The 21375-nt window shown below is 70.9% G+C and carries 16 protein-coding genes and 1 pseudogene; 6 read left to right on the forward strand and 11 right to left on the reverse strand.

Translation table 11 applies throughout. The annotated features are described in order from the left end of the window. Window positions 1-35: 35 nt before the first annotated feature. Entirely contained in the window at window positions 36-848 is an 813-nt protein-coding gene (gene rfbD, locus ET495_RS09040) for a dTDP-4-dehydrorhamnose reductase (RefSeq protein WP_129205957.1), read from the reverse strand. A 113-nt stretch (window positions 849-961) separates the two neighbouring features. Between rfbD and ET495_RS09045 the strand changes: the two genes are divergently transcribed. Further along, window positions 962-1576, forward strand: a complete 615-nt coding sequence (locus tag ET495_RS09045; RefSeq protein WP_129204400.1) for a dTDP-4-dehydrorhamnose 3,5-epimerase family protein — start codon at window positions 962-964, stop codon at window positions 1574-1576. Between the two features lie 39 nt (window positions 1577-1615). On the opposite strand, the gene ET495_RS09050 is transcribed toward ET495_RS09045, so the two are convergent. Both ET495_RS09050 and ET495_RS09055 read right to left on the reverse strand, forming a co-directional pair. Further along, on the reverse strand, window positions 1616-2743 hold the full coding sequence (locus tag ET495_RS09050; protein ID WP_129204402.1) for a mannose-1-phosphate guanylyltransferase: 1128 nt from the start codon (window positions 2741-2743) through the stop codon (window positions 1616-1618). Between the two features lie 54 nt (window positions 2744-2797). Further along, on the reverse strand, window positions 2798-3925 hold the full coding sequence (locus tag ET495_RS09055) for a glycosyltransferase family 4 protein (RefSeq protein ID WP_129204404.1): 1128 nt from the start codon (window positions 3923-3925) through the stop codon (window positions 2798-2800). Between the two features lie 109 nt (window positions 3926-4034). Here ET495_RS09055 and ET495_RS09060 point away from each other — a divergent pair, with 109 nt between their 5' ends. Continuing rightward, complete coding sequence (locus tag ET495_RS09060; RefSeq protein ID WP_281276116.1) at window positions 4035-5165, forward strand: glycosyltransferase family 4 protein; 1131 nt, start codon at window positions 4035-4037, stop codon at window positions 5163-5165. After that, window positions 5162-6172 (forward strand): glycosyltransferase family 2 protein, encoded by a 1011-nt coding sequence (locus ET495_RS18675; RefSeq protein WP_129204406.1) that lies wholly within the window; start codon window positions 5162-5164, stop codon window positions 6170-6172. The genes ET495_RS09060 and ET495_RS18675 overlap by 4 nt, the downstream gene beginning before the upstream one ends. Before the next feature lie 288 nt (window positions 6173-6460). Here ET495_RS18675 and ET495_RS09070 read toward each other — a convergent pair. From ET495_RS09070 to ET495_RS09090, 5 genes and pseudogenes are all read right to left on the reverse strand, one after another. Beyond that, a pseudogene (locus ET495_RS09070) lies at window positions 6461-7615 on the reverse strand (DUF2142 domain-containing protein); the annotation flags it as partial. Then, window positions 7612-7965, reverse strand: a complete 354-nt coding sequence (locus tag ET495_RS09075; RefSeq protein WP_129204410.1) for a DUF2304 domain-containing protein — start codon at window positions 7963-7965, stop codon at window positions 7612-7614. The gene ET495_RS09075 and the pseudogene ET495_RS09070, both read right to left, overlap by 4 nt. 11 nt (window positions 7966-7976) lie before the next feature. After that, entirely contained in the window at window positions 7977-8714 is a 738-nt protein-coding gene (locus ET495_RS09080) for a glycosyltransferase family 2 protein (RefSeq protein WP_129204413.1), read from the reverse strand. An 87-nt stretch (window positions 8715-8801) separates the two neighbouring features. Beyond that, a complete protein-coding gene (locus ET495_RS09085; RefSeq protein ID WP_162616419.1) occupies window positions 8802-10991 on the reverse strand; it encodes a glycosyltransferase in 2190 nt (729 codons plus the stop codon). A gap of 1 nt (window position 10992) precedes the next feature. Beyond that, the gene (locus ET495_RS09090) at window positions 10993-12264 is read right to left on the reverse strand and encodes a lipopolysaccharide biosynthesis protein (protein ID WP_129204417.1); all 1272 of its coding nucleotides are present in this window, start codon (window positions 12262-12264) and stop codon (window positions 10993-10995) included. A 37-nt stretch (window positions 12265-12301) separates the two neighbouring features. Between ET495_RS09090 and ET495_RS09095 the strand changes: the two genes are divergently transcribed. Next, window positions 12302-14647: a glycosyltransferase gene (locus tag ET495_RS09095; protein ID WP_129204418.1), complete on the forward strand. Its 2346-nt coding sequence runs from the start codon at window positions 12302-12304 to the stop codon at window positions 14645-14647. Window positions 14648-14704: 57 nt separating this feature from the next. Here ET495_RS09095 and ET495_RS09100 read toward each other — a convergent pair whose 3' ends face one another. Beyond that, window positions 14705-17206, reverse strand: a complete 2502-nt coding sequence (locus ET495_RS09100; RefSeq protein WP_245992996.1) for a glycosyltransferase — start codon at window positions 17204-17206, stop codon at window positions 14705-14707. Window positions 17207-17341: 135 nt separating this feature from the next. On the opposite strand from ET495_RS09100, the gene ET495_RS09105 reads away from it, so the two are divergent. Together ET495_RS09105 and ET495_RS09110 are read left to right on the forward strand one after the other, a co-directional pair. Further along, a complete protein-coding gene (locus ET495_RS09105; RefSeq protein WP_129204422.1) occupies window positions 17342-17647 on the forward strand; it encodes a hypothetical protein in 306 nt (101 codons plus the stop codon). Next, window positions 17644-19281, forward strand: a complete 1638-nt coding sequence (locus ET495_RS09110; protein WP_129204424.1) for a glycosyltransferase family 2 protein — start codon at window positions 17644-17646, stop codon at window positions 19279-19281. The genes ET495_RS09105 and ET495_RS09110 overlap by 4 nt, the downstream gene beginning before the upstream one ends. Before the next feature lie 48 nt (window positions 19282-19329). On the opposite strand, the gene ET495_RS09115 is transcribed toward ET495_RS09110, so the two are convergent. Both ET495_RS09115 and ET495_RS09120 read right to left on the reverse strand, forming a co-directional pair. Continuing rightward, the gene (locus ET495_RS09115; protein WP_129204426.1) at window positions 19330-20310 is read right to left on the reverse strand and encodes a GDP-mannose 4,6-dehydratase; all 981 of its coding nucleotides are present in this window, start codon (window positions 20308-20310) and stop codon (window positions 19330-19332) included. A 3-nt stretch (window positions 20311-20313) separates the two neighbouring features. Continuing rightward, window positions 20314-21300 carry a GDP-mannose 4,6-dehydratase gene (locus tag ET495_RS09120; protein ID WP_129204428.1) on the reverse strand — a complete coding sequence of 329 codons (987 nt, stop codon included), beginning with the start codon at window positions 21298-21300 and terminating at the stop codon, window positions 20314-20316. Window positions 21301-21375: the final 75 nt, after the last annotated feature.

Genomic DNA, 21375 nt, shown 5'->3' on the forward strand with positions numbered 1-21375 from the left:
GGCGGGGAGGGCTCTCGCACGTCGTCGGGCGGTGCTCAGGCCAGGACGACGGGCGCCGCGACCTTCCAGCGGTCGGCCCAGTCCCCGATCGGCTCGACGCCGACGGCCCGCAGCGCGTCGTGGCCGAGCACCGAGTAGGCGGGCCGTGGCGCCTTCGCGGCGAAGGCCGCCGAGCTCACCGGGTCGACGCGCGCGCTCAGCCCGGCGGCGGCCATGATCTGCTTCGCGAACCCGTTCCAGGTCACCTCGCCCGATGACGTGCCGTGGTACGTGCCTGACGGCACCGCGGCCGCCACGAGCCGCACGATGAGGTCGGCCAGGTCGACCGTCCAGGTCGGCTGGCCCTTCTGGTCGTCGACGACGGTCAGCACGTCGCGCTCCGCCCCGAGGCGTGCCATGGTCTTGGGGAAGTTGGGCCCGCCGGCGCCGTAGAGCCAGGCGGTGCGGACGATCAGGTGGTCCGGGTTGCCCGCCCGTACCGCCCACTCCCCCGCAGCCTTGGTGCGTCCGTACGCCGACGCGGGCGCCATCGGTGCGTCCTCCGCGTAGGGCGAGGTGCCGTGCCCCTCGAAGACGTAGTCGGTCGAGATCTGCACGATCTTCGCATCGGCTGCGGCCGCGGCCCTCGCCAGGTTGTGCGGCCCGACGGCGTTGACCGCGAACGCGGCGGCCTCCTGGTCCTCCGCCGCGTCGACGGCGGTCCACGCGGCACAGTTCACGACGACGTCGTAGCCACGCACCCCCGCGAGGGCGGCGGCAGCGTCGGTGATGTCGAGGTGCTCGCGGTCGACGGCGTCGACATCGGCACCGGCGGCGCGGGCGGCGGCCACCACGTCCTGGCCGAGCATGCCGTGCGCGCCGACGACGAGCCAGCGGCCCGTGAGGGAGGGATTCGCGGAGGAGTTCACGCGTAGGATCCTAGAGCCCGCGTCCCGCCCTTCCGACGAGGAGACGTTTCCCGATGCAGATCCGCGAACTTGCCGTGCCCGGCGCCTTGGAGATCACCCCGAGACAGCTCGGCGACCCGCGCGGCGTGTTCCTCGAGTGGTTCAAGGCGCCGGTGTTCGAGGAGGCCGTGGGGCATCCGCTCGACCTGCAGCAGGTGAACTGCTCCGTCTCGGCAGCCGGCGTGCTGCGCGGCATCCACTTCGCCGACGTCCCCCCGGGCCAGGCCAAGTATGTGATGTGCACCAAGGGCGCGGTGCTCGACGTCGTCGTGGACATCCGCGTCGGCTCGCCGACGTTCGGCCGCTGGGACACCGTCCTGCTCGACGACGCCGACCGCCGGGCGATCTACCTCGCCGAGGGTCTCGGCCACGCGTTCATGTCGCTCGAGGACGACTCGACGGTCATGTACCTGTGCTCGGCCGGCTACAACCCGGGCCACGAGCACGGTGTGCACCCGCTCGATCCGGCCGTCGGGATCGAGTGGCCGACGACGGACCGCCACGGCAACGCGCTCGAGCCGCTGCTGTCCGAGAAGGACGCGACGGCCCCGACGCTCGCCGAGGCCGCCGCGCAGGGCCTCCTGCCCGACTACGCCGCGGTGCAGGCGTACGTCGAGTCGCTCGCCTGACGCCGTCGGCGTCGACCTCGATCGCTGCCTGCCACGCGGTCAGAGCAGCTCGTCCAGGCCCGCCTCGCGGACGGCGTCCACGACGGACTTGACCTGCTGCGCGCGCGCCCGCGTGGTCACGAGCAGCGCGTCGGGCGTGTCGACGACGACGAGGTCGTCGACACCCAGCAGCGTGATCACGCGCCCCGTCCCCGGCACGACGACGGTGCCGCCGACCTCGATCCGTACGACGTCGGACCCGTCGCCCACGACCTTGTTGCCGGAGTCGTCGACGCTCGGCAGCAGCGCCGCGAGCGAGTTGAAGTCGCCGATGTCGTCCCAGGCGAAGATCCCGGGTACGACGGCCACGCCGCCGGCGGCCGCGACGGGCTCGGCGATCGCGTGGTCGATCGCGATCTTCTCCAGGCTCGGCCACACTCGCGCCATGACCTCGTCCCGCGCGCCGGTGTCCCACGCGGCGGCGATCTCGGTCAGGCCGGCGTGCAGCGCGGGGCGCTGTTGCGCGAGGTGGCCCAGCAGCACCGAGGTGCGGACGACGAAGATGCCGGCGTTCCAACGGTAGTCGCCGGACGACACGTACTCGCGCGCCGTGGTGGCGTCCGGCTTCTCGGTGAACCCGAGCGCGTGCAGCGCCGACGGTGCGCCTGCCACGCCCAGCGGGCCGCCCGACTGCACGTAGCCGAACGCGACGGACGGACGCGACGCGGCGATGCCGATCGTGACGACGTACCCCTCGCGCGCGGCGGCGACCGCCTCACGCACGGTGCCCTCGAACGCTGCCTTGCCGTTGATCACCTGGTCGGCGGCGAACGACCCGACGACGACGTCGCCGTGCCGCCGCTGGAGGACTGCCGCGGCCAGGCCGATCGCGGCCATGGAGTCGCGGGGGGCGGGTTCCGCGAGGACGTCGGCCTCGGCGAGCTGCGGGAGCTGCGCGCGGCAGGCGGCGACATGCTTCTCGCCGGTGACCAGCATCTGGCCCCGGGCGATCGGCGCCAGGCGGGCGAAGGTCTGCTGGATGAGGGTCTGACCCGCACCGGTGAGGTCGTGGAGGAACTTCGGCGCGCCCTGCCGAGACAGCGGCCACAGGCGGGTGCCTGCGCCGCCCGCCGGGATGATCGCGTAGAAGTCGTCGATCGGGCCCCCGGGAACCTGCTGCTCAGTCATGCACCGAGCATAGGAGACGACGTCCCTCGCCCCGGCGTGACGGCGCTGCGGACGTCACGGCCTCCGGTGTGCTGCAACGTCGTAGGCCTCCACGTGGGCGGCGGCGGCAGCCTCCCAGGTGAACGATCCTGCGCGCTCGACTGCTGCCGTGGCGAGCCGGGACCGGCGCTCACCGTCGTCGATCAGCGCGCGCAGCTCGGCGCCGATCGACGCGTCGTCCGTGCCGCAGTAGGCGACGGCGTCGCCGCCGACCTCGGGCAGCGAGAGCTCGCGCGTCGTCAGGACGGTGGCTCCGCACGCCATGGCTTCGAGCACGGGAAGGCCGAACCCCTCGCCCAGGCTCGGGTAGGCCAGGACGGTGGCCCCGGCCAGGAACCCGGGCAGGTCGTCGAGCGGCAGGTACCCGGGCCGGCGCACCGTCAGGCGGGCGGGCACGGCGGCGACGGCGGCGTCGATCGCGTCGTCCCAGCCCTTGCCCCCGGCGAGCACGAGCGCCGGCGGGTCGTCGAGGTCCGCGCACGCCCGCACCCAGCCCCGGACGAGCGCGGGAACGTTCTTGCGCGGCTCGAGCGTGCCCAGGAAGCCGACATAGGCGGCGTCCCCGATGTCGAGCGTCGCCCGGACGCGCGCCGCGTCGGCGGCGGGCACCGCGTGGAAGCGGTCGTGGTCGACCCCGTGATACGCGACATGGAAGCGCGCAGGGTCGGCCCCGACGAGCCGCACGACCTCGTCGCGTGTGGCCTTGCTGGGCGTCACCAGGGCGGCCGCGCGCCGTGCCGCGACGCGGATCGCGTTGCGGAAGAACACCGCCTTGGACCGCAGGTGCAGCTCGGGCGTCGTGAAGAAGGTCGCGTCGTGCAGCGTGACGACGACGGGAACCCGCGTGGCGAGCGGCATCGTGTAGTGCGGGCTGTGCACGACGTCGGGGCGCACGCGGCGGGCCAGCGCGGGCAGCCCCGTCTGCTCCCAGAGCATGCGCCGGGCGCGGCTCTCGAGCGTGGCGGGGACCGCGACGACGTCCCCCCGTGGAGCGATGCGGCCGAAGAGCTCCGCGTCGCGGGCCTGGGCGGCGATCGTCAGCCTGATCCCGCTTCGGTCGAGCTCGGGCACCAGCTCGTCGACGTAGCGGCCGACGCCGCCCCGGTCGGCGGGGACGGCGGTGGCGTCGAGCAGGACGTGCATCCAGGACTCCAGGTGGTTCGGCGGGCCGTACGAGGCTACCGTGCCGACGGCGCCACGACCGCGGCCGCCTGTCTCGGATGCGTCGGCGCGCACGGCTAGGCTCAGGGCCGTGCGCGCCTCCGACATCCTCGACGTGGCCATGACGGTGGAGCAGCTGTGGCAGCCCGTCCCCGGGGGCTCTGGGACGTATATCCGCGAGCTTGCCGCGGAGCTCGCCGAGCGCGGCGACGTCGTGCTCACGGGGGTACGCGCACGAGGCTCCGACGACGACCTGCGCGGCTTGCCCGGGTCGATGACGCTGCGCCGCTCCCGGCTGCCCCGGGCCGTCCTCTACGAGGCGTGGACGCGGTGGCGGCGCCCCGCCGTCCCCGGCCCCCGCCCGGCCGTGCTGCACGCCACGACGTGGGCCGTACCGCCGCGCACCGCCCCGATGACGGTCACCATCCACGACGTCGCCTTCCGCCGCAGCCCTGAGCACTTCACCAGGCGCGGCGTCTCCTTCTTCGAGCGTGCTCTGGAGATCGCACGGCGCGAGGCCGACTCGATCGTGGTCCCGTCGATCGCCACCCGGGAGGACTGCGTCGCCGCGGGCATCGACCCCGCGAGGATCCACGTGGCACCGCACGGGGTCACGGCGCATTCGGTCGATGACGCCCAGGTCGCAGCCTTCCGCGGGCGCCACCGCATCGAGCGCCCCTACGTCATGTGGTGCGGGGCCATCGAGCCGCGCAAGAATCTCGGGGTGCTTCTGGAGGCGTTCGCCGGCGTGGTCGGCGACACCGATCTCGACCTGGTGCTGGTCGGCCCTGACGGCTGGGGCCGTGCGGCCGACGATCTCCGAGCGCGTCTCGACACACTGCCCGCCGAGCGTGTCCACGTCCTGGGCGCACTGAGCTGGCGCGAGCTGCACGAGGCCTACGCTGCCGCCCACGTGTTCTGCTTCCCGTCCCTCTGGGAGGGCTTCGGCATGCCCGTCCTCGAGGCGCAGGCCCACGGTGTTCCCGTGGTCACCTCCCGCGCGACGGCGATGGAGGAGGTGGGGGGCGAGGGCGTGGTGCTCATCGACCCGCGCGATCCGCACGACGTCGCGGCCGGCCTGCGCGAGGCGGCGGGCCCCCGGCACGCCGCGCTCTCCGCCGCGGGCCAGGTCAACGCCAGCCGCTACACGTGGGCACGTTCGGCCGAGCGGCACATCGGCGCGTACCGCGCGGCACTCGACCACGCGGGCGAGAGGGCATGAGCGGCCCCAGGGTGCGCGCCGTCGTCGTCACCTGGAACGGCGCACACCTGCTGCCCGCGTGCCTTGACTCCTTGCTCGCTCAGGACCTCGGCCCAGAGGTCCTGGAAGTCCTCGTGGTCGACAACGCGAGCTCGGACGGGACGGCACGCCTGCTGGCCGAGCGCTACCCGAGCGTGCGCGTCCTGACCCTCGGCGCGAACCTCGGTTTCGCCGGAGGCGTCGCCGCCGGCACCGCTGACCTGCTCGATGCGGCCGCCGGCGGACGACCCGAGTACGTGGCCCTGCTGAACAACGACGCACGCTTCGAACCGGACGCCGTGCGCCTCCTTGTCAAGGCGGCAGACGCCGCCGCTCTGGCGGGCGAGCACGTCGGAGCCGTCACGGCGACGGTGCTGCTCGAAGAGCGCGACAGCATGGGCAGGGTCCTGGTGAACTCCACCGGCAACGTGCTGACCGGCACCGGCGCGGCCGCCGACCGCGACTACCGCGTCCCGCTCGACGAGGTACGCCCGGAGCGGGAGGTCTTCGGTTTCAACGGGGGCGCCTGCCTGCTGCGCACCGACGCGCTGCGCGAGGCCGGCGGCTTCGACCCGAGCCTGTTCCTCTACTACGAGGACACGGACCTGTCGTGGAAGCTCCGCGAGCACGGCTGGACGGTGATCCATGAACACGCAGCCCGCGCCCACCATCGCCACATGGCCTCGACCCAGGGCGGGGTGAGCCCGACGTTCCGGTACTACAACACCCGCAACTCGCTCGTCGTCATGGCGAGGCACGCTCCCGCGCGCCGCGTGCTCGCCAGCTACGTCAGGCAGTCTGCCGGCGCTGTACGCCGCACGGTGCTCGGCGGCGAGGACCGCCGCGTCACGCTAGCGCGCTGGCGCGGCCTGCGCGATGCTCTCGTCCCCGCTCTCAGAGGGGTCCTGCGTGCCTCCCGCGTCCGGGATGTCCGGAAGGTCCGAGCCTCGCACCAGGAACAAGCCGATCACCAGGATCGCGAAGCCTAGGCTGCCCAGCACCAGCGTGGCCATCGGTGAGACCGGGGAGGCCCACCACTCGACGTTCCAGTCCAGGTTGAAGTAGGGCGCGTCGAGACCCGTGACGAATCGCCGGATCTGCGTGTGCAGCGCGGCAGCGTTCGCCACGACGAGCGCAACCGCGACGACGAGGGTCTGCACTCGGGTCAGCCGGTCGACCCCGTTGCGGATCGGGTTCCACAGGGCCGTCATGACGATCACGGGAACGATCGGCGTCAGGTACCGGCCCTGCACCTCGGCACCGACGGGCGCCCCAGAGACCTGGAGCAGCAGGAGCGGGAGCGCGCAGAAGGCCACGACCATTCCCAGCAGCGCGATTCCCTTGCGCCAGTTCATCGACTGCAGGCCCCAGAACACCAGGGCCGTGGCGAGCATCGTGACGGGAACCCACGTGATCGCGGGCATCGGGGTGTCGAGCCAGTTGAGGGGACCGGTCAGCGAGTCGAGCAGGAGCGCGGGCAGGGCTCGGATGTTGCTCAGGAGCAGCCCGAGGTCGCCTGGCGGATAGTCGGTCAGACCGCTGGACACCGCCGAGCTCTGCGTGCCGGACAGGAAGCCGGCCACGCCGATCGCCGCGACCACCACGGGTGCGGCGACGCGCTTGAGGTCGGCGCGGATCCGGTCCAGGTGCAGCACCGTGGCGGCCACGGCGACCAGGGCGGCGAACGCTCCTGCGTCGCCGCGCGACGCGGCAGCAAGCACGGCCCCGAACGCGGCGAGGCCGGCCAGCGTGTAGCGCCGCCAGGCCTGCGACTCGGTGAAGAACCCGTGCAGGCCGATCCAGGCGGCTGCCACACCGGTGATCGCCCAGCCCGACGGGTTGATGGAGGCAACGAGGTAGACGACCATGGGCGCGGCGACGACGAGACCGCCATAGGCGACAAGGCGTCGGTTCCCGGGTGACAGCAATGCGACGAGCGCGCCCAGGAGCGCTACCCCGAGCGTGCCGTTGACCAGCCGCATCATCATGACCGACGCCGTCATGTCCCCGCCGACGAACCAGTGCATCACGTCGTAGAAGCCGCCCGGGTAGGCACCGTTGTCGACCCGGTTGGTCCAGGCCGGCTCCGTGCCGAGACCGTCGACGCAGGCGCCCGAAGCCGCAGGGTTGAAGGCCGTGCAGGCGGCGGCCGACACGATCTTCTGCGGCACCTTGACGGACGTCGTCTGGTCGTCGTTGACCTTCGTGGAACATGCCCCGTCCAGCGGCGTCGGGCACCAGATCGAGGCGAGGTGCCAGTCCTCGTCGGGCGACGACCCCGGAGGTGACGCCGTGGCCCAGCTGAAGACGAAGAGGAGCGCACCGATCACGGTGACCGCCGCTGCCCCGGCCCGCCAGGCCCGGGAGGAACGCACCGGCCCTCGCCCGGACGGCGACCGAGCGCCGCTGCGGCGTGCGTGGCGGTCGTTCACCGCGCTGAGTCCTTCGTCAGGAAGTCCCGCTCGGCGTTCTCGATCGCGACCGCACGAGCCAGGAGCGTGGTTCGGCGCGCGCCTTCAGTGGCGCGACGTGAGTTCATCGCGAGGCTGCCCACGAAGACGACCACGAGCACGTAGAGCACGAGGTCGGTGCCGCGACCGATACCGACGAGGTCGGCGAGCGCCTGCACCCACGACGGGAACAGGATGGCGAGGACGGCGACGACCAGGAAGGCGATGAGGAACAGCCGCCGGAACGCAATGTTCCGCGACGACGTCGTGATCCGTCCGAGCAGGAACGTGACCACCACCATTCCGGCGACCAGGAGGATCTGCGAGAGCATCAGTTCTCCAGCTAGTTGACGATGAGGTCGATCAGGATGTTCACCGAGTTCCAGAGCGACTGCCCCTTCGCCCGCGAGTAGTCCGTGTAGAGGACATGCACTGGATGCTCGCGCCACGCAAGCTTGGTGTCGGCAAGCTGGTTCACGATCTCGGACGCGTGCGCCATGCGGTCCTGCTTGATGTCGACCAGCTGCAGTGCGTCGTCGCGGATGACGCGCAGGCCGTTGTGCGCGTCGGTGAGCTTCAGGCCCGTCGTCCAGCGCGTGAACAGGACGGCGAGCCCCAGCACGATCTTCTTCAGGAAACCCGGGTCGGTCCGGTCGTCGAGGAATCTCGACCCGAAGACGATCGAGACGTCCTCACGGCGCGCGACGGCCACCATGTCGCGCGCATCCGAGACCTGGTGCTGACCGTCGGAGTCGAAGGTCACGACGTAGCGAGCCCCGCGGCGCCGCGCCCAGACGAACCCGGTCTGCAGCGCAGCGCCCTGGCCGAGGTTCATCGGGTGCCTGACGACGACCGCGCCGGCCGCCTCAGCAACGGCCGCGGAGTCGTCACTCGAACCGTCGTCGATGCAGACGACGTTGCTGAAGGTACCGAGAACGTCCTCGATGACGGAGCCGACGACGGTTGCCTCGTTGTAGAGCGGGATGACCACCCAGACGTCGGGGTTGCGGGGTCCTGAGGGTGGCTCCGCGGGGCTCTCGGCTTCCGTGGGGCGAGGCGTCCCTGAGCCTTCGGATCTCATGGCGTCATGATGCCAGAGTCGCAATACCTGACGACCTTGTGCGTCGCAGCCGGGCGGGCGGTTCCTGACGCAGACGACTCGCAGCGGTCACTCGTAGAGCTCCCGGATCTGGCGCCGGTATCGATCGAGGTCCGCGTAAGGCTCGACGATCTCGGCACAGGCGTCCTGGTAGGCCTGGTAGACGACCGGGTCTTGCAGCTCCACGATCTTCGCGGCGTACTCGTCGACCGTTGCGCAGAGGAACTCCGGGTGGGACGCGAAGAGATCGCCCAGCCCGCCCGCGCCCGAGTTCAGCACGGGGACTCCGAGCGCCAGACACTCGATCGCCGAGAGCCCGAGCCCCTCGTACGTCGATGGCATCAGCGCGACTCGCGCGGCACGGACGAACGGGAACGGGTTGTCCTGGAACCCCTCGAGGAAGACGCGATCGCCGAGCCCGCGCTCGGCTATTTCGCGTGCGCACTCGTCCCGCCGGTCGCCGTCCCCGACGAGCCTCGCCGTCAGTCCCGGGACGGCGGAGCTTGCGGCCGCCACCGCCCTGACCACCACGCGAGGTTGCTTGAGCGCGGTGAGCCTGCCGAGGAACAGCACGCCGGTCGCCGGGATCTGCCTCTCCATGGAGAGCGACGTCACCCGGTCGCGATCGACCACGTTGTAGATGACCCGCACCTTGTCGGCGATCGAGTCGGCGAAGACCGTCCCGCGCGTCGCCTCGTCGGACACGAACACCACGCGACGGAAGCGCCGGCACGCCACCCGGAACACCGCGCTCAACGGGTTCCACGACTTGACGAAGCCCGGGTTCGAGTGGAGGTGCGAGACGATCGGCCCGCGGAAGCCCACGAGCGTCGCCACGACGCTCGCCTTGAAGTCGTGCGCGTGGATCACGTCGACGCGCTCGGTCGCCAGGACCGAGCGCAGACCCGCAGGCGTCAGCCGCGGCAAGGGGACGAACGCAAGGTCGCGCGCGGCGAGCACGTCGCGGATCGGCCCGTCGAGCGAGCAGTACGTCATCTCGAAGTCGGAGTCGCGCAGCAGCTCCATGAGCGTGATGATCACGTTCTCCGCGCCCGAGACACGGTCGGTCCCCAGCAGGTGCAGCACCCGCTGTCGTCGCGGCGCGGTGTCGGTGAGGCGGAGGTCCCGCTCCATCTGGTCGACGACGCGGGCCGTGGTGAACCGTGAGAGCACCTCGGCGTGGAGCGCCTGCGCCAGGCGGTGGCGGCGCTCCGGGGACTCGATCAGTGAGGCCAGCGCCCGTGCCAGCTCGCTCGTCGACGAGCCGACCACGAGCCCGGTCTCGTCGTTGCGCAGGATCTCGACGATCCCGCCCTGCGGCGTGCCGACGACCGCGCACGCCGCCGCACCGGCCTCGAGCAACGAGCTGGGCAGTCCTTCGGGAACGACGGGGGCGTAGACGAAGATGTCCGTTCGAGCAAGGAGCTCGTGGACCTCGCTCTGGGAGATGCGCCCTCGGAACTCGACCCCGGGCACGCGCCCGTACCGTTCCTGGAGCTCCGGCAGGTAGGCGCCGTCTCCGGCGATGACGCACTCGAGGTCGTACCCGCGGTCCGACAGCTCCGTCTGGACGGTCGCGAATGCCTCGAGGAGGGTGTCCACGCCCTTCTGGCGGATCACCCGTCCGACGTACGCGACCGTCAGCCGCGAACGGGCAGGCCGTGGACTCGCCTCGGCGTCGTTCTCGTCGAGGTCGATGCTGTTGTACCAGACGCCTGCGGGCGTGATGCCGAACCGCTCCTGGACGTGCGCGGCGGCTGCCTGCGAGACGCCGTAGACGTCGGTGACGCTGCCACGGATCAGGCGGGTCAGCACGCGCTCGACGACGTCGAGGCCGGTGTCGAGCACCTTGGAGTCCAAGGTCAGCGGCGCCGAACCGTGCTCGATGAGCGAGACCGGGACGCCCAGGCGACGCCCGAACCATGCGCCGACGAGGCTCGTCACGTAGAAGCGCGTGTTGACGACGACGCGCTCGATCCCGGCCCGGCGCAGGTACGCCATGGTGCGGAAGAACCGGCGATCAGGCTTGACCAGCGGGTAGCGGCTCCGCGCGACGGGGAACACCGGCAGGCGGATCTCCTCGATCCCGGCGACGACCTCCTTCCACGGGCCGTCGTCGTAGCGCGCGGACACCACGATGACCCGGTAGCCGCGCTTGACCAGCTCCTCCGCGACGCGCCGGGTGTAGGTCTCGACGCCTCCCACGTGCGGCAGCGAGAAGCCTGAGAAGAAGGCGATCGTTCTGGGGTTCTGCCTCACGTCACGCAAGGTCACTCCGTCTGTTTCGGATCACGATTGCCAGGACGGTGGCGAACACCACGCACTGGACGGCGAAAAGCACCAGGTACAGCCAGCTTGCCCCGAGCAGGCCACCGCGCCGGACCCAGAGCTCGCCCGTGAGGCCGACGGCGGCCGCCACGAGAACGCCGATCGTGTACCAGACCTGCTGGCGCACGATCGTCAGGACCGTGGAGTAGAAGCCCGCCCAGGCCGACAGGCCGCCGGCGACGAGCAGGACGAGAAGCTCGGTGCGGTACGGCGAGAAGTCCCAGCCGCCGGTGATGAGCTCGAGGAGCGGGACCCCCACGACCCAGCCTCCGGCGACCGCGAGGGCCGCCACCGCGCCGATGAGGGCGGTCAGGCGCCAGGTCCACGAGCGGAACGCGCGCAGATCACCCGTGGTCCATTGTGTCGCCATCTTGGTGATGACGGGGTTGAAGATGATCAGGCTCAGCAGCGTGATGAGGAACGGCGCCATCGACAGCCACGTGAAGAACCCCTGGGCCGTCGAGTCCATCGCCGCGTTGATGGCGTACCGCGGCGCGTTCGAGACGTAGAGCGCCACGAAGGTGCCTGCGAACAAGGGGAAGCAGGTGCCGAGGAGGCGCCAGACGCGTGCTCGTGCGATGGCCTTGTCCTCGCCCGAGAGCGGGCTCGCGAACGACTTCGGGAGCATCGCCAGCAGGAGCGCCAGCGACACGATGGTCCCGAGCGCTACCGAGAGCGCCACGTCGCGCGTCACGATGATCGCGACGACGATGACGACCGTGGACAGCACCGAACGGCAGGTCGACATCTTCGAGCCGATGTCGAGGCGTCCGATCTGCTGGAAGTACCCGAGGTAGACATCTTCGAACGCGTCGACCGCGCGCAGGGCCAGCACCAGCAGCACGAGGACCACCGTGTCGCCGGTCGCTCCGTCGGTCAGGAGGTTCACGGCCGCGTACGCGAGGCCGGCCAGGATCATGGCGCCGAGCGTGATCCAGCGCGAGGCGAGGTACTCGTAGAACGAGAACCGGCGCGTCACGTCCGAGGCCTGATAGCGCCGCATCCCGTAGATGCCGATGCCCCAGAACAGGTACGCCTGAGCGACCGCAAACGCGAACGTGCCCGTCGCGCTCGCTCCGAGCGTGTGGGTGATCACGAACGAGATGAGGGTCGGCTGGACGGTGAACCAGATTCCGACGACCGTGTTCCACACAAACCCGGATCGATCGACGTTCCGCGTCTGGGTAAGGATTCGGTGGAGCATCGCCGGGATTCTATCGGCTCTCGGCTAGGGTCTCGCCATGAGAGTCGCAGTCACTGCAACCGCTGACACGGCCGCCCACGCACGAGTGACCGTCCAGTCGCTGCAGGCAGTGGCACCTCATCTGACGTGCCACGTGCTCGACGTGGACGACACGTATCTCCGGGTCGCCGACGAAGAGATCGCGCAAGTCGGCGACCTCGCCGTCGCCGCGAGGACGATCGCGCTCACGCATGACGACGACGCGCATGCCCCGGGGCTGACGGTGGCCTGGGCCGCGGCGCTTCTCGAACACGCCGACGAGGCCGTCGTCGGGATCGCTCCGGGCATCGTGCTGCTCTGTTCCCCCGAGAGGCTGGTGACGGACGAGGCCACCACAGTCGCCGTGACGCGCCGCGCGCGCGCCGGCGCCGGTGTCATGGCGCAGCCCTCCGTGCTCTCCACCGACCTCTTCGTGCTGGGCACGGCGGCTCGGGCGCACCTCGACGAGCTGCGCAGCCTGGCCGAAGGCTGGGCCAGCGCAGCGCGGTCGCTCGACACCATCGTGGCCTACGTGCCCCACCGGCTGGTGGTGGACGACGCCGTGATCGTCTCCCGGTGGAACTGCGACCATCGGACCCGCCTGGTTCCTGGCACCCGTACGACGCTGGCCCGCGAAGGCCGGGATGTCGTCGCACTCGACCTCGCCGAGCACGATCCGTCCGTCCCGTGGCTCTTCAACACGGCGCGCGCCGGATCGACCGGCCCGTGGCTGAGCCGGAACCCCGAGCTCGCCGCCATCGTCGCGGCTGCTGACCTGCCGGGCCCGGACATCGCCCCGGGCAGGCAGGACGCACAGCTCGTGCGCTCGATCGCGCGCACCGCCCAGGTGCGGGGCGACGACCTCGACGACGTGTACGGCCGGCTCGACGAGTGGCTCCTCGAGCTCGTGCCGGCGGGCGACCGGACACCGGTCGCGCGCTACCTCGAAGGGATCTACGCGACGCGCCCCGACCTCCGGGCGGCCTTCCCGTCCGTGCCCGGCCGGGACAGCGCCCACCTGGCGCAGTGGGCCCGCGACCACGGCGTGCGCGAGGCGGCCTACGACCCGCACCTCCTGGCACGCGCCGCCGAGCTCACGGCGAGCGCCCAGCCGGAACCGGAACCCGAAGGAACGATCCGCCCCCACGGCGTCAATCTCGTCGGCTACCTGGCCGGAGAGGTCGGCGTCGGGACGTCGGCGCGCCTCATGGACGCCGCGCTCGCTGCTGCGGGAGTTCCGACCAGCACGTTCGCCGTGACGAAAGACCTCCAGTCGCGAGCCACCGCACGGTTCCGCCACACCGAACCGGTCCGGTTCGACACGACCCTCATCGCCGTCAACGCCGACCAGACGCCGGCCGTCTCCGCGGCCGTGGACGACGTCGTCGCCGGCACCCACCGCATCGGGATGTGGTACTGGGAGGTGGAGGCCTTCCCGGCCGACCGGGACCACGCGTTCGCGCACGTCGACGAGATCTGGGCGGCCACCGACTTCGTCCGGGACGCGATCGGCGCCCGGTCCCCCGTTCCCGTGCGCACCGTGCCGCCGCCGCTGCCGCAGCGCACGGACGGCGACGCCCCCGAAGTCCCCGCGCGGCTCGGGATCCCCACCGACAGGCCCTGGTTCTTCTTCGCGTTCGACTACCTCTCCACGGCCGAGCGCAAGAACCCGTGGGGTCTGGTGGCCGCGTTCAGCCGAGCGTTCGCACCCGGCGAGGGTCCGACGCTGGTCGTCAAGACGCTGAACGCCGGCCGCCGCCCGGCCGAGGCGGAACGCCTCCGGCTGCTCGCGGCGCAGCGCCCGGACGTCATCGTCATCGACGAGTACCTGCACCAGGACGAGCTGACGGCGCTCTCGGCGCGGTGCACCGCCTACGTCTCCCTGCACCGCGCGGAGGGCCTGGGGCTGACCATCGCCGAGTCCATGGCGTGGGGCCGGCCCGTCGTGGTGAGCGCCTACTCCGGCAACATGCAGTTCACGACGGCCGCCAACGCCTACCTTGTGCCGTGCTCCCCCGGGGTGATCCCGCGGGACGCCGAGCCGTACCCGGCAGGGACACCGTGGGGCGATCCGGACCTCGACGTCGGGGCCGCGCACATGCGGCGCATCGTCGAGTTCCCCGACGAGGCCGAGGCGCGCGGGCGGCAGGCCGCCGAGGACATCCGCACGCTCCACTCGCCCGAGGCCGCGGGAGTCGGCATCTACGAGGCGCTCGACATGGCGCGCGCGGCGAGGGCTGCATGTCTCGAACGACGCGAGGCCGCCGCCGAGGAGGCCGCGCGTGCGGCAGCCGCGGCCGAGGACGCCGCCCGGACACTGCGCGGGCGTCTGCGGCGGCGAGTGTCCTCGATCGGCTCTCGCTGAACCTCCTGCGCACACGAGGCGCGGGGCCCGGCAGCGTCCCGGGCCCCGCCGCTCGCCTCAGTTCTTCTGTGCGATCCGGCGCACACGGCCGGCAGCGCGTCGCACGACCTCCGTCATTCCCCCCGCCTGCGAGTACTCGCGCAGGAGCCGGAGATCGCCGAGCACGCTCCAAGGCTTCGGGTGCGCGGACGCGCCGATCGTTACGTCCGCTCCCGTGTGCTCGAGATCCGCGGCGCGTCGCGGGAACCGGCAGAACTCCACGAGCGGCCGGAGCACCGACGCCCAGCGGAGGCTGTCGGCGAAGTCGCTCACCGCGGCCCGGGCTGCGGTGATCGCCTCGTCGTCGAACAGGTACTTCTCGAGCGCTGCCTCGAGAGCGTCGACGTCCTCGGGCGGCACCGTCTGGCCCAGGCCGTGCTCCGTGATGAGGGCGTCGAAGGTGTCGCCGCCTGTCGCGACGATCGGCAGGCCGGCCCACAGGTAGTCGAGGATGCGGGTGCGGAAGCTGAACGCCGTCTCGATGTGGTGGAAGTGCGTGGAGACACCGAGGTCGGCGTCGAGCAGGTAGTTCGCCCGCTCGTTGTAGGGCACCCACCCCTCGTTGAAGAAGACGTTCTTGTCGGTGAGTCCCAGCTCTCCGGCCAGCTTCTTGAGCTCCCACGCGATGCGCATGTCGGGCACGCCGGGGTTCGGGTGCTTGAGCCCGAGGAAGTACAGCTTGACCTCGGGGTGCCGTTTCACGAGGCGGTCGACGGCGCGGACCAGGGTCAGCGGGTCGAACCAGTTGTAGACGCCGCCGCCCCAGAGGATGACCTTGTCGTCGACGCCGATCCCCGGCACCGTGCCCTTGATCGCTCGCGCCGTCTGGATGGGGGCGTCGTCGGCGACGCCGAACGGGACGACGGCGATGAGCGAGTCGAGCGAGTGGTCCTCGTCGTAGACCAGAGCGTTGATGCGCCCCTGGCCGGCGAGCTGCCCGAGCCAGAAGTCGCGCTGCTTCTCGGACGCGCAGAGGAAGAAGTCCGCCCGGGCAAGCTGCTTGTTGAGCGCCTCGGTGGTCCCGCGCACCGCGAGAGCGCGGCCCTCCGGACCGAGGTCACGCGCCTGTTCGAGCTGCTCCAGGTGCATGGGGTCGTAGATGTCCGCGACGAGGATCTTGCTCGAGCTCATCAGCCACGGCGCGCCCTCGAGCAAGAACCCCTGGAAGACGATGACGTCGGCCCAGTCGGTGTCCTTGCGCAGCTGCGGGCCGGCGGCCGTGACAATCTCGAAGTCGGGGCTGGTCACCGTCGCGTCAGACGTCGACAGCAGCCGCACGTCGGCGACGGGGCTCAGCGCCTTGGCGATCTCCCAGGCGCGGATGGCCGGCCCGGCGAGCTTCTCGCCGAGCGGCTCGCCCGTGACGACGAGCACCCTCTGCCGGGACGCGAAGCGCTTGTCGATGCCGAACGCCTGGACGAGCGCGTCATGCCCGGTGTTGTACCCCTCGAACGCATACGCGGCCTCGATCGCCTTGCGGTAGAGGGGGGCGATCTCGCGGTCGCTTCGCCGGCGCCGGGCCTGGATCTCCAGGCGCGCGTCGTGCAGCCCGTCCTCGATCTGCTCCACGAAGTAGTCGAGGGCCAGCGGCCCGGTCAGGGCCATCTTCTGAACCTCGACCGTGCCGACGCCGTCGCCGCCGGGGCGGACCTGGAGGTCGAGCATCCGCGCGTCCGTCGCCGTGCGCGCCATCGAACGGCGAACGGCGAGCGCCATCGCCGCGGGCAGCGCCTGGGCGAGCGACTCGTCGTCGAGGTTCTTGTACATGCTCAGGAGCGCGTTGCGCTCCAGGAGGTACGTCTCGCGGAAGTTCCCGAACTTCTTCATCGTCACGTGGTGCTTGTGGTACGCGAGCGACTCCGGCACGTACCGCACGCGGTAGCCCAGCACGTTGAGGCGCCAGCCGAGATCCACGTCCTCGTAGAACATGAAGAAGCGCTCGTCGAACCCGCCGACCTCGCGGTAGAGGGCCGCCGGTACGAACATCGCCGCGCCGGTGCCGTACAGCACGTCCTTCGCGACGTCGTACTGCGGCCCGTCGGGCTGCTCGGCCTCACGCTTGTACCCTGCGCCCCACCACGTGAGCGAGCCGTCGACGTAGTCGACGAGGTTGCCGTCCCAGTCGAGCACCTTGCTCGCCACCGCACCGATCGTGGAGTCCGCCCGCATCGCCGCGACGGCTGCCGAGATCCACTGCGGCCCGGGGCGCGCGTCGTTGTTGATGAAGCCGACGTACTCGCCGCTGGCGTGCGCGACGCCCGCGTTGCAGCCGCCCGCGAACCCGAGGTTTCCCCCCGACTCGACGACCGTCGCGTGCGGCACTGCCGCCCGGATCTTCTCGGCGGACCCGTCCTGGCTGTCGTTGTCGACGACGATGAGCTCGAGGAGGTCGCGGGGCCACTCGACGTCATCGAAGTAGCCCAGGCACGTGATCGTGTCCTCGGCGCCCTTGTAGTTGACGAGGATGACCGAGACGACGCCCGGACGGGTCGTGTGTGCTGGGCTTTCGGCTGTCGTCACAGGTCGTTCCTCATCGTCGCTCGGGATGCTGCGGCGCCGCGCCCGCCGGTGCCGCGCAGTCCGCGCACCCGGATACGCTGGTCGGCGTCCGGCACCCATTCTTGCCCATCCGGAGACAGCGTGAACAACCCTGGCGTGAGCCCCACACCCGCCGAGACTCCCGCCACCGACCCAGGCCCTGCGGCGTCGGCGCCCACCGAGCAGCAGTTCCGCGAGCTCAAGGCCCGCGTGGAGCAGCTGGAGCACGCGCTCTGGGTCGAGCGTGACCGCGCCATCGGCCTCGAGGCCCAGCTCGAGGCGGCACCCGGCAACGCCGCCCGGGTCGAGCAGATCCTCGCCGAGTTCCACGCGTCGAAGGCCTACCGGACGACCCGCGTCGCGACGATCCCGTTCCGCGCGGCACGCAAGGTCGTCCGCATGGCGACGGGGCGGAGGCCGTGACGACGCCACGCTTCTCGATCGTCACGCCCGTCTACGACCCGGACATCGCCGTTCTCGAGAGGACGATCGCGTCCGTCGTCGGCCAGACGTACCGGGACTGGGAGTGGATCACCGTCGACGACGCCTCCCCCGATGCGCGTGTGCGTGACGTGCTGCGGCAGGCCGCACGCCGTGACCCACGCATCGTCGTCGTCGACCGGGCGACCAACGGTCACATCGTCGCGGCGTCGAACGACGGGGTCGCCCGTGCGCGCGGCGAGTTCGTCGCCCTCCTGGACCACGACGACCTGCTCGCCCCGCACGCGCTCGCGTCGATGGCCGCGGCGATCGACGCCCACCCTCGGGCGGACTACCTCTACTCCGACGAGGACAAGGTCGACGCTCAGGGCCGGCACTACGACACGTTCCGCAAGCCCCCGTGGTCGCCCGAGCGCCTGCGCGGCCAGATGTACACCGGCCACCTCCAGGTGCTGCGCACCGACCTGGTGCGGGAGGTCGGCGCGTTCCGTGAGGGGTTCGACGGGTCGCAGGACCACGACCTCGCGCTTCGCGTCACCGAGAAGGCGCGGGAGATCGTCCACGTGCCCGAGGTCCTGTACCACTGGCGGGCCGTCGACGGCTCGACCGCCGCCGACGAGAACGCGAAGCCCTACACGTGGGAGGCGGGCCGCCGTGCGGTCGCCGAGCACTGTCGGCGCACGGGGCTCGCGGCGCGCGTCGCGCTCGGCCCCCAGACCGGGACGTACCGCGTCACGCGCACCGGTGCCGTCGACGGGGTCGTCTCCGTCGTCATCCCGACGCGCGGCGACGCCGGCGTCGTGTTCGGGCAGGAGCGGGTGTTCGTCGTCGACGCCGTACGCTCCCTGGTCGACCTCGCAGGCGACGTCGACCTGGAGATCGTCGTCGTCTACGACCCTCCGACACCGGCCACCGTGCTCGACGAGCTCCGCGAGATCGCCGGCACGGACCTCGTCCTGGTGCCGTACACCAAGCCGTTCAGCTACTCGGAGAAGTGCAACGTCGGCGTCGCTGCGTCGTCGGGCACCTACGTCGTCCAGCTCAACGACGACGTCGAGATTCTCTCGCACGACTTCGTCACCCAGCTGGTGCTCCCGCTGGCCGATCCGCCCACCGCAGGCTCGCGCGTCGGCATGACGGGCGCGCGCCTCCTGTTCGAGGACGGGACCCTCCAGCACGCCGGGATCAACAACCGGTTCGGCGGGCCGTACAACGCGCTCCAGGGGATGCCCGACGGCGCCGCCGGACCGTTCGGCGCCCTCCAGATCGACCGCGAGGTCACCGCCCTGACCGGAGCGTGCATCGCGTTGCGGCGCGAGACGTGGGACGCCGTCGGCGGGTTCACCGAGACGCTGCCCGTCAACTACAACGACGTCGACCTGTCGCTCAAGGTCGCCAGGCTCGGCCTGCGACGCGTCTGGCTCGCACACGTGCGCGCCTTCCACTTCGAGTCGAAGTCACGGGTGGCCGGCGTCGCGCAGTGGGAGATCGACAGGTTCCGGGCCCGGTGGGGGTTCGGGGCCGAGCGGGACCTCTATCTGCCGGAGGAGCCGCCGGTACCCCTGGGGAGGCGGCTGGCCGACGCCGTGCGCCGCCGCATCGCGCACCGCGGCTGACGATCGAAACCTCGCCTGACGTCCCGCGTACCCGGACCCTCGCGCCGATCAGCGCGAGGAGTCCGGGTGCGCGGTCAGGAGCTCAAGGTCGTGGTCCACCATCCGGCCGACGAGCTCGTCGAACGCGACCGAGGTACTCCACCCGAGTACTCGCTGGGCCTTGCCGGCGTCGCCAACCTGGACCGCAGCGTCGGCGGGCCGGACGAACCGGGGGTCGAGCTCGACATGGGCCTGCCAGTCGTCGATGCCCGCACGGGCGAAGGCCGCACGGACGAAGTCCCCGACCGAGTGGGTCACGCCGGTCGCGACCACGAAGTCGTCCGCCTCGGGATGGCGGACGGCGCGCACCATGGCGTCGACGTAGTCCGGAGCCCAGCCCCAGTCCCGGCGGGGTTCCAGGTTTCCCATCGCCAGCACGCCACCGCCGTCGCGGGCGATGCGCGCTGCAGCCGCGGTGATCTTGCGCGTCACGAACGTCTCCGGACGGCGCGGCGACTCGTGGTTGTAGAGCACGCAGGTGGCGACGTGGACACCGCGACTGCGATATACCGCGGCGCTCGTGTGGGCGTACGCCTTGGCAGCGCCGTACGGCGAGACGGGACGGATCGCGGTCTGCTCGTCCTGGGGAGTGCGGTCGGGCGTCCCGAAGATCTCCGCGCTCGAGGCTTGCACGACACGCACCTGCTGGCCCGTCTCGTCCTGGAGCCTGCGCGCCGCCTCGAAGACACCCACGGCACCTAGCCCACTGACCAGGCCGGTCAGGACGGGCTCGTCCCAGGAGAAGCCCACAGAACTGATCCCGCCCAGGTTGTAGATCTCGTCCGGGCGCACCTCCTGCACGATCTGAGCGACACGCCCGGTGTCGCTCAGATCGCCCAGGTGCGGCGTGACACCTGCTCTGTCAGACAGGAGCACACGCTCGGGCTCGTCACGCACGAGCCCGTGCACGTCCACTCCCTCGGCCACGAGGCGCTCGGCGAGGTAGGAGCCGTCCTGACCCGTGATGCCTGTGATCAGGGCGGTCGCCACGGCTTACTTGCCAGCCAGGTCGGCCTGCTCGCGCAGGTCGTTCTCGACCATCATCGTCACGAGGCCCGGGAAGTCGACCTTGCGCTCCCAGCCGAGCTTCTCGTGCGCCTTGGTGGGGTCACCGATGAGCAGGTCGACCTCGGCAGGCCGCATGAAGCGCGGGTCCTGCTTGACGTACGGGGCCCAGTCCTCGATGCCGACGTGCGTGAACGCGATGTCGAGCAGCTCGCCGATCGAGTGCGTCTCGCCCGTCGCCACGACGTAGTCGTCGGCCCGATCCTGCTGCAGCATGCGCCACATGGCCTCGACGTAGTCGCCCGCGAAGCCCCAGTCGCGCTTGGCGTCGAGGTTGCCCAGCGTCACGTCTTCCTGCAGGCCGAGCTTGATGCGCGCGACGGCGGCCGTCACCTTGCGCGTGACGAACTCGAAGCCACGACGCGGCGACTCGTGGTTGAAGAGGATGCCGCTCGAGGCATGCATCCCATACGACTCGCGGTAGTTGATCGTCATGTAGTGCCCGAAGACCTTCGCCACGCCATAGGGCGAGCGCGGCCACAGCAGCGTCGACTCGCGCTGCGGAACCTCCTGGACCTTGCCGAACATCTCCGACGACGACGCCTGGTAGAAGCGAACCTTTTCCACATCGTCGCCGGCGTACAGACGCACCGCTTCGAGGATGTTCAGCACACCCTTGCCCGTGACGTCCGACGTCACCGATGCGTTCTCCCACGAGTACGCGACGAACGAAATCGCACCCAGGTTGTACACCTCGTCCGGCTGCGCGACATTGAGCGCGCGAACAAGAGAAGAAAAGTCGGTCAGGTCGCCGGTGAGCAGCTTCACACCCGGGACGGTCGCCTCGACCATCTCGCGCTTCGGGTTGTTCTGACCACGGATCAAGCCGTAGACCTCATACCCCTTGCCGAGGAGCAGTTCCGCAAGGTAGAGGCCGTCTTGTCCAGTGATTCCTGTGATGAGGGCGCGTGCCATGAGTTCCTCTGTGTGCGTTACGGTCTCGGACGGGTCAACATTACCGGGGCAATCTTCGACCGAACGGCACACCGC

It is taken from the genome of Xylanimonas allomyrinae (genome assembly GCF_004135345.1).
Classification (GTDB): Bacteria; Actinomycetota; Actinomycetes; order Actinomycetales; family Cellulomonadaceae; genus Xylanimonas; species Xylanimonas allomyrinae.